Source organism: Arthrobacter sp. SO3 (genome assembly GCF_020532825.1).
In the GTDB taxonomy this organism is placed as follows: Bacteria; Actinomycetota; Actinomycetes; order Actinomycetales; family Micrococcaceae; genus Arthrobacter.
Genome location: NZ_MQTS01000027.1, coordinates 1 through 8,385 on the forward strand (window position 1 = coordinate 1; position 8,385 = coordinate 8,385).

General features: G+C 69.9%; 9 protein-coding genes. 3 read left to right on the plus strand and 6 right to left on the minus strand.

Annotation, left to right across the window (positions count from 1 at the left end):
• Positions 1-76: 76 nt before the first annotated feature.
• Genes BJQ90_RS03255 through BJQ90_RS03265 form a run of 3 tightly spaced genes read right to left on the minus strand, consistent with a single transcriptional unit; the run spans position 77 to position 1,601 of the window.
• Entirely contained in the window at positions 77-388 is a 312-nt protein-coding gene (locus tag BJQ90_RS03255) for an AzlD domain-containing protein (RefSeq protein WP_226758879.1), read from the minus strand.
• Positions 385-1,131, minus strand: coding sequence for an AzlC family ABC transporter permease (locus BJQ90_RS03260; RefSeq protein ID WP_226758880.1), 747 nt, complete (start codon positions 1,129-1,131; stop codon positions 385-387). The genes BJQ90_RS03255 and BJQ90_RS03260 overlap by 4 nt, the downstream gene beginning before the upstream one ends.
• The gene (locus tag BJQ90_RS03265) at positions 1,128-1,601 is read right to left on the minus strand and encodes a hypothetical protein (RefSeq protein ID WP_226758881.1); all 474 of its coding nucleotides are present in this window, start codon (positions 1,599-1,601) and stop codon (positions 1,128-1,130) included. Before BJQ90_RS03265 ends, BJQ90_RS03260 begins: the two co-directional genes overlap by 4 nt.
• A gap of 126 nt (positions 1,602-1,727) precedes the next feature.
• Between BJQ90_RS03265 and BJQ90_RS03270 the strand changes: the two genes are divergently transcribed.
• Together BJQ90_RS03270 and BJQ90_RS03275 are read left to right on the plus strand one after the other, a co-directional pair.
• Positions 1,728-2,681: an ABC transporter ATP-binding protein gene (locus BJQ90_RS03270; RefSeq protein WP_319004593.1), complete on the plus strand. Its 954-nt coding sequence runs from the start codon at positions 1,728-1,730 to the stop codon at positions 2,679-2,681.
• Entirely contained in the window at positions 2,674-4,266 is a 1,593-nt protein-coding gene (locus BJQ90_RS03275) for an ABC transporter permease (RefSeq protein ID WP_226758882.1), read from the plus strand. Before BJQ90_RS03270 ends, BJQ90_RS03275 begins: the two co-directional genes overlap by 8 nt.
• An 18-nt stretch (positions 4,267-4,284) precedes the next feature.
• Here BJQ90_RS03275 and BJQ90_RS03280 read toward each other — a convergent pair whose 3' ends face one another.
• Positions 4,285-5,184, minus strand: a complete 900-nt coding sequence (locus BJQ90_RS03280; protein ID WP_226758883.1) for a glycerophosphodiester phosphodiesterase — start codon at positions 5,182-5,184, stop codon at positions 4,285-4,287.
• Positions 5,185-5,234: 50 nt separating this feature from the next.
• Between BJQ90_RS03280 and BJQ90_RS03285 the strand changes: the two genes are divergently transcribed.
• Positions 5,235-6,572 (plus strand): DUF445 domain-containing protein, encoded by a 1,338-nt coding sequence (locus BJQ90_RS03285; RefSeq protein ID WP_413463630.1) that lies wholly within the window; start codon positions 5,235-5,237, stop codon positions 6,570-6,572.
• A 24-nt stretch (positions 6,573-6,596) separates the two neighbouring features.
• On the opposite strand, the gene BJQ90_RS03290 is transcribed toward BJQ90_RS03285, so the two are convergent.
• Positions 6,597-7,820 (minus strand): MFS transporter, encoded by a 1,224-nt coding sequence (locus tag BJQ90_RS03290; protein ID WP_226758884.1) that lies wholly within the window; start codon positions 7,818-7,820, stop codon positions 6,597-6,599.
• 47 nt (positions 7,821-7,867) lie between these two features.
• The coding region (locus tag BJQ90_RS03295) for a respiratory nitrate reductase subunit gamma (RefSeq protein WP_226758885.1) at positions 7,868-8,385 on the minus strand (518 nt) is incomplete at its 5' end.

The window sequence follows — 8,385 nt, forward strand, 5'->3', positions numbered from 1 at the left end:
TCGGTGTGTGTGGTAACCACCAACCTAAGAGGTCTTCACCCTTTCACCGTGTAACCAACGTCCTGGCTGAGTACAGCTAGCCCCAGCCAAGCAGCCTGAGCCCGGCTGCCGCGCCGGCGCCGGCGAGGACGACCACCAGGAAGGGCGCCCGGAAGACCAGGGCGATGCCGGCCGCGGCCAGTGCCCCCAGGCGCGCATCCAGTGCCAGCGTCTGCCCCAAGGCCACGGTGTTCACGATCGTCAGGGACGCCAGCAGGCCGATGGTCATGGTCCCGGCGATCCGGGACATCCGCGGGTCGCGGAGCACGCTGGCCGGGACCAGATAGCCCAGCAGTTTCCAGGCATACGCCAGCAGGCAGGAGAGCAGGAGCCACATCCACAGCGTCATGAGGCCTCCCCGGAGGGCCGTGCAGACGGGTGCGGGTGTTCTGCGTAGGGGTCCACGTCCGGTTCCAGTCCCTCGTCACTGCGGCCATGGCTGAACCAGCCGATGGCCGCCGCAACCACCGCGGCCACCAGGATCGGCACCCCGGCCGGTACGAAGGGAACGGCGAGCACGGTGGCGAGGGCGCAGACGACGGCGATCGCCACAGGTTCGCGGCCCTTGAGCCGGGGCCAGAGCAGGCCCAGGAACGCCGCAACGGCGGCACCGTCGAGGCCCCATTGTTTGGGATCGCCCAGGGCCGCGCCGGCCAGCGCGCCCACGGCGGTAAACAGGTTCCACAGGACGAAGATGCCCAGTCCGGCGGTCCAGAAGCCGCGCTTCTGTTCCGACGGGTCCGTCTGTCCGGTGCTCGTGGCGGTCGACTCGTCGATGGTGACGTGGGCTGCCGCGAACCGCAACCAGCCCTTCGGCTGCAGCAGTGCGTTGACCTGCATTCCGTAGATGCCGTTGCGCATGCCCAGCAGTGTGGCCGCGCCCATCGCGGCGACGCCGGAACCACCCCCGGCCACCACCCCGATGAAGGCGAACTGCGAGCCGCCGCTGAACAGCAGCAGGCTCAAAGCCATGGTCTGCAAGAAGTCGAGCCCGGAGGTGACGGACAGCGCACCGAAGGACACGCCATAGAGACCGGTGGCGATGCTGATGGAAAGCCCGACCCGCGCAGCCGGGGACTGCAGGAGTTTCACTGCCGGACCGGCTTCCGCGGGTGCGGCTTCCCCGGAACGGGGTTCCGCAGGCTCCAGGCCCAGGCAATGAGCGGTGCCTGCAGCGGCAGCCGCAGGGTGTGCGCGCGTCGCTGGCCGGGGGTCCCGTCCGGGCCGTAGGCCTTGCGCAGCGCGTCGACGTGTCCGGCGAGGAAGAGGGTGAACATGGCCGCGGTGCAGCCCGCGGCCGCGCGACGGGTCGCCGGGATCAGGAGTCCGGCGGCGGCGCCCGCCTCGAGCAGGCCGCTGAGCGCCACCCATTCCTCCCGGGACAGCACCGCGAGCGGGCTGTTGGACTGCTCGCCGGTGTCATCGCGGCAGAGGAAGTCCGGAACCACCGGGCCGAAGAAACCGGGATCATCGAAGTGCTTCGCGGCGCTCGCCAGCAGCAGGGCGCTCATCGCCACGGCGGATAGGGTCTGGGTGTCCCGGCCGGACCAGCGAAATGGCATGGAACAACTCAATCACAGCCACAGACGCGCCGCTAACCGCGGCCGGCGTGCGGAAACGGGACTTTCCGCAGGGGGTCACTGCCCGCCGATCGGCGTACCTTGATGACTATGCGCAGTGTCGTGGAAATGACGGGTGTCGTAAAGCGTTTCGGGGCCGTGACAGCCCTGGACGGACTGGACTTCGAGGTGGCCGCCGGGGAGGTGCACGGCTTCCTCGGCCCGAACGGGTCCGGGAAGTCCACCACCTTGCGCCTGCTGCTGGGTCTCCTGCGCTCCGATGCGGGTTCCATCAGGGTGCTCGGGCTGGACCCGTGGCGCGACGTGGCGAGCCTGCACCGCCGGCTGGCCTACGTCCCCGGGGACGTGGCCCTCTGGCCCAACCTGACGGGCGGCGAAGTGATCGAACTGCTGGGCCGGCTGCAGGGCGGCCAGGACCGCGCGCGGCGGGACCGCCTGCTGGAACTGTTCGAGCTCGATCCCACCAAGAAGGCGCGCACCTACTCCAAGGGAAACCGGCAGAAAGTGGCCCTCGTTGCCGCCCTGGCCACCGACGCCGAGCTGTTCCTGCTTGACGAGCCGACGAGCGGGCTGGACCCGCTGATGGAGGACGCATTCCGCGGCTGCGTCCGCGAACTGCGCGCGCAGGGGCGCACCGTCGTGCTGAGCAGCCATATCCTCAGCGAAGCCGAGGCGCTCTCCGACCGGGTCAGCATCATCCGCTCCGGGAGGGTGGTGGAGACCGGCCCGCTTGAGCAGTTGCGGCACCTGACCCGCACCTCGGTCACGGCCGACGTCGCAGCCGTGCCTCCCGGGCTGGACCTGCTGCCCGGCGTCCACGACGTCGTCATCACCAACCACCGGGTCAACGCCCAGGTCGACCCCGCCGGTCTGACCCTCCTGATGCAGGCGCTGACGACGGCGGGGCTGAAGTCCCTCACGAGCCATCCGCCGACGCTGGAGGACCTGTTCCTGCGCCACTACGGTGAGATCCCCGCCGGGGTTCCTGCCGCGGCCGTCGGCTCTTCCCCGGGCCGGGCCACCGGTCCGGCTCCGGGCGGACGGCGGGCCGGAGATGCCTGAGACCCTGGCCGGAACGGGCGTCCTGATCAGGCTCGGACTGCGCCGGGACCGCTGGCTGCTGCCGCTCTGGATCGTCGGGTTCGCCCTGATCGCCTACTCGACCGCGCTGGCTGGAACAGAGCTCTACCCTGATGTGGCGAGCCGCGTCGAGGCCGCCACCGCCCTGAACGCGACCGCCTCGATGGTGGCTCTCTTTGGACGGATCTACGATCCCACCTCCATCGGCGCCCTCTCGCTGATCAAGTACACCGCGTTCATGACCGCCATCCTCGCCGTCCTCATGGTGATCCTCGCCATCCGGCACACCCGCAGCGATGAGGAGAGCGGACGCCTGGAACTGCTCGGCGGCGGCAGGCTGGGCCGGGACGCCCCGCTGGCGTCCGCCCTCACGATCAGCCTCGGCGCCAATGTGGTGCTCGGGTTGCTCTCGGCGGCCGCGCTGGCCGCCGGCGGGTTACCGGCTGCAGGCTCCCTCGCGTTTGGCCTGGGCTGGGCCGCCACGGGCATGGCGTTCAGTGCCGTGGCCGGGCTGGCGGCCCAGCTGACCGCCAGCGCCCGGGCCGCCACCGGACTCAGCATCGGCGTCATCGCTGTCACGTACGCGTTGCGCGCAGTCGGAGACCTGGCCGAACCGGGGCCGTCGGTGCTTTCCTGGCTGTCGCCCATCGGGTGGAACCAGCAGATCCGGGCGTTCGCCGGGGACCGCTGGTGGGTGCTGGTGCTGCCCGTGAGCCTGTGCCTGGTGCTGGTCCCCGCCGCTTTTGCGCTTCGCGCCAGACGCGACCTGGGCGCGGGACTCCGCGCTGAACGCCCGGGCCCGGCCGTCGGTTCGCTCTCAGGCGTCTGGGATCTGGCGGTGCGCCTGCAGTACCGCGTCCTGCTGGCCTGGGCCGTGGCCTTCCTCGTTTTCGGCGTCGTCATCGGGTCCCTGGTCAGCAACGTGGCAGAGCTGCTGAGTTCACCGAACGCCCAGGACCTGATCAGGATGCTGGGCGGCCGGCAGGCCCTGACGGACGCTTTCCTGGCCGCCGAGATCAGCATCATGGGGCTGCTGGCCGCCGCCTATGGGGTGTCCTCGGCCGGCCATCTGCGCAGCGAGGAGGCTGCGGGCCACACCGAAGCCCTGCTGGGCACGGCCACCACCCGGATCCGCTGGGCGAGCAGCCACTTCGCGTTCGCCCTGGCCGGGGTCGCGTTGCTGCTCCTGCTGGCGGGGGTTTCGATCGGGGTCGGCGCCGCCGTCGGCGTCAACGATGCGGCGCTGGTGGGGAGCAGCACCGTGGCCGCCGTGGCCCAGATCCCGGCCGCGTGGGTGGTGACCAGCGCCGTGCTCGCGGTGTTTGGCTGGGCGCCCCGGCTGGCCGGGGCGGTCTGGGGCCTCCTGCTCGTCTTCGTCGCCCTGGGCGAATTCGGGGTGCTCTGGAACGCCCCGGACTGGGTCATGGACCTTTCGCCGTTCCGGCACTCCCCGATGCTCCCGGTGGGCTCCGGGAGCGTGCCGGAGCTGGCCGGGCTCACCGTGGCGGCTGCGGTTCTCGCGGTGCTGGGCTATGCCGGTTGGCGGCGCCGCGACCTGGCGGCCTAAGTCCGCGACGCTGCCCGTCTAGTGGAGGCTCCGGGATCCGGCCGCGAGCTGGGCGAGGACCTGCGCCGGCCGGTTCGTGGTGATCTCGTGGATTCCGAGCTGCTGGCAGAGGGCGACGTCGTTTTCCGAGTCCACGGTCCACACCCGGAAGCGGCGGCCGGAGTCGAGCCAGCGCCGGATGGTGCGGGAATGCCCGCGGACATAGTCGATGCCCGGCCCGGCCAGCCCGGTCTCACGGTCGTCCAGGATCCGCTCGGCTTCGGTTTGCGCGGCCTTCATCACGTTCGCCAGCGCCGCGCCGGTGAGGGCCCCCAGGCCGAGTTCCTCCCGGATCTCCTCGACGTTGACGTCGTCCACGAGCTGGCACACGGCGGACGCCGGGACCTTCTTCAGCAGGTGCTTCACCGAGTCCGGGCTGAAGCTCATGAACGACACCGCGATGTTGCCCAGCCGGGACGTCGCCGGATCCCAGCCTTCGGACCGGAGGACTTCCAGCACGCGGTCTTCCAGCTTGAGCTGGAAGGGGCTGGGGTGTTTGAGCTCGATCGCCAGCCCGATCTCCCGCCCTGCGGCGCGCAGCAGTACCAGCAACTCCGGCAGTGTCAGCAACTGGGTGGACCTGGCGCCGTATACCGCCGGAATCCTGGCGCCTTTCCAGGAGGAGAAGTCCAATTCCCGGAGCTCCTCGAGTGTCCGGTCCGCCACCGGGCCGGTCCCGTCCGAGGTGCGGTCCAGGTTGGCGTCGTGCAGCAGCACCGCGTGCTGGTCCCGGGTGAGGTGGATGTCGCACTCGACGCCGTCGGCGCCGTCGGCAAGTGCCTGCAGGTAGGCGGCCCGGGTGTGCTCGGCGAAGGCCTCGCTTGAGCCGCGGTGGGCGTAGACCAGCGGACGGGCTGCGGCGGACTGGTCAGTCGTCATGCTGCCACGTTAGCCGACGGCCGCTGCCAAACCGGGACTAGGCTGGGCACATGCAGGTGAACACTGAGCCAAGTACCCGTTCGGAGCGCCCCGGCGGCGACGGAGCAGCCGCGGACGACCGTCCCGGCCGCCGCCAGACCGTGGCCACCGGCGACGCCGCGAAGGCGGCCGCGCTGCGGAAGATGAAGCTGCTGGCACTCTCGCTGCTGATCCTGATGGCGATCATCTTTGTGGTCGCCTTCGCCCTGCAAAAGCAGTACCCGTGGCTCGAATACGTCCGGGCCGCGGCCGAGGGCGGCATGGTCGGCGCCCTCGCCGACTGGTTCGCCGTGACGGCCCTGTTCAAGTACCCGATGGGCCTCAAGATCCCGCACACCGCCATCATTCCGCAGCGCAAGGACCAGATCGGCGCCTCGCTGGGTGAATTCGTGGAAACCAATTTCCTTTCCGAGCAGGTCGTCCAGGAAAAACTGGCCTCCGTTGACATCGCCCGCAAGGCCGGCGCGTGGCTCTCCGGGCCGGGCGGCGCCGAACGGGTCGCCCGGGAGGGCGCCGCTGTCATCCGCGGAGCCTTCACGGTTCTCAACGACGACGACGTCCAGGCCGTGATCGAAGGCATGGTCCGGCGGCATCTGCTCGCCCCGCCGTGGGGTCCCCCGGTGGGACGGGTCGCCCAGCGCATCTTCGAGGACGGGCACCACCACGCCCTGGTGGACGTTCTCGTGGACCGCACGGTGGACTGGGTCCGGGACAACCAGGACACGGTCAACCGGCTGGTGACCGACCGTTCCCCGACGTGGGTGCCGTCGTTCGTGGACGGGCTCGTGGGCGACAAGGTCTATGTGGAGATCCTGAAGTTCACCCGGGCCGTGCAGTCCGATCCGCAGCACCAGGTCCGCCGGTCGATCGACAAGTACCTCAAGGACCTCGCCCAGGACCTGCAGCACGACCCGGTGATGATCGCCCGGGCCGAAGGCATCAAGGCCCAGGTCCTCGGCGATCCCGAGATCCGCGAACTCGCGTCCCGCACCTGGGGCACTATCAAGGCCGCGCTGCTCTCCGCCGTCGACGATCCGCACAGCGAACTGACCGTCAGGTTCAAAGCCGCCGTCCACGACTTCGGCACCCGGCTGGTGGTTGACCCCGAGCTGGCCGGCAAGGTGAACAAGTGGATCGGTGACGCCGCCGGGTACCTCGTGAAGACGTACCGCTCGGACATCGCGGGCGTGATCACCGATACCGTGGCCCGCTGGGATGCCGAGGAAACCTCGCAGAAAATCGAACTCCAGATCGGCAAGGACCTGCAGTTCATCCGGATTAACGGCACCGTGGTGGGTGCCCTCGCCGGGCTGGCGATCTTTACGGTGGCGCATCTGGCCTTCGGCTAGCAGTCCGGCGCTCCTCGGCCCCGGCTAGGCGGCCGCGACCTTCGCTTTCACCCGGCCCGGCATCACAAAGATGGTGAAGGCCAGCCCGGCAAGCGCCGTGACCACCAGCAGCGTCAGCCCGATCGAGTAGCTGTGCGTGGCGGCGTCGTACGTTGCTCCCATGACCAGCGGCGGGAAATAGCCGCCCAGTCCCCCGGCCGCGCTGACAACGCCGCTGATACTGCCGACTTTCCCGGGAGGGGCGAGCACACCGACCCAGGCGAACACCCCGCCCGTTCCGAGTCCCAGGGCCGCCGCCATGGCGACGAACGTCAGGCCGGCGGGGACTTCGCCGTCGGGCTGCAGGTTCACCGCCCAGGCGAGGACCGCGACGCCCGTCAGTGCGGTGATCACCACGGGCTTGGGTCCGAACCTGTCCGCGAGCACGCCGCCCACCGGCCGTGCCAGCACGGCCGCCAGTGCGAAGCCGGCGGTGCGCGCCCCGGCGCCGCTCGGATCGAAGCTGTAGACGTCCCGGAGGTAGGTGGGCAGGTAGGTGGCGAAGGAGACGAAGCCGCCGAAGACCACGGCGTAGAGGAAGCACATTTTCCAGGTGACCGGGGTCTTCGCGGCGTCAAGCAGTTTGGGTAGGACGGGGAGGCTGTTGCGGGTCCAGCCCGGGGCTTCCTTCATTCGGAACCAGACCAGGGCCGCCATGCCGGCCAGGATAGCGGCGATCAGCAGGTGAGTGGGGAAGTAGCCGATCGCCGCGACCAGCCGCGGGTTCAGGAACGCGGCCAGCGCTGTGCCGCCCATCCCGGCGCCGAAGACGCCGGTGGCGAAGCCGCGCCGGGACGGCTCATACCAGGCGCTGACAAAGGGGATTCCGACGGCGAAGACCGTTCCGGCGACGCCCAGCAGCAGCGCGGCGGACAGCACCAGGGCGAAGGAGCGCATGGTGCCGCCGACCGCCACGAGCAGGATCGGCAGGATGGACGCCAGCAGCACGAAGGTGAACATCGCCCGGCCGCCGTATTTGTCCGTCAGGGCGCCGACGACGATCCTGCCCAGCGAGCCGACGAACACCGGCATGGCGACGAGCACGCCGGTGGTGGCCGGGTTCAGCTGCAGGTTCAGCGTGTAGAAGGCTCCGAGGGTGGCCACGGAGTTCCAGGCCCAGAACCCCACCACCGACGCCGAGGTGGCGAGGACGAGGTTGAGTGTCCGCCCGTCGGGGGCGGCCGAAGGAAGGGGCGCGGATCCGGCCACTGGTTTCCTTTCAGGTCGACGTTCTCTGGTGCGGACTTCAGTGCAGTTCAGCGGTTCCGGGTGTCCCGGTCGCGGGTTCCGACGGCGGACCAGCCGCGGCGGGCTGCGGTGCCGGAGGACCGCGCCGCCGCGGCGCCTGCCCTGCTGCCGTCCCGGTCCCTGTCACGGGAGCGGTAGACGATGTAGGGACGGAAGAGGTAGTGGAACGGGGCGGTGAAGGCATGGACCAGCCGGGTGAAGGGCCAGATCACGAAGAGCGCCATGCCCACCAGGGTGTGCAGGTGGAAGGAGAACGGCGCAGCCGCCATCGCCCCAAGATCCGGCTGGAACACGAACAGGGAACGGAACCACGGGGCGACGGTCTCGCGGTAGTTGTGCCCGTGCTCGCCCTCGAAGACACTGGCCAGCGTGGTCCACAGGCCGAACACAATGGCGGCGGTGAGCACCACGTACATGGTCTTGTCGTTCCTGGTGGTGGCCATAAAGACCGGCCCGGTGGTGCGGCGGCGGTAGATCAGCAGGAGGATCCCGCCCAGGGTCCCCACCCCCGCGATCCCGCCCACAA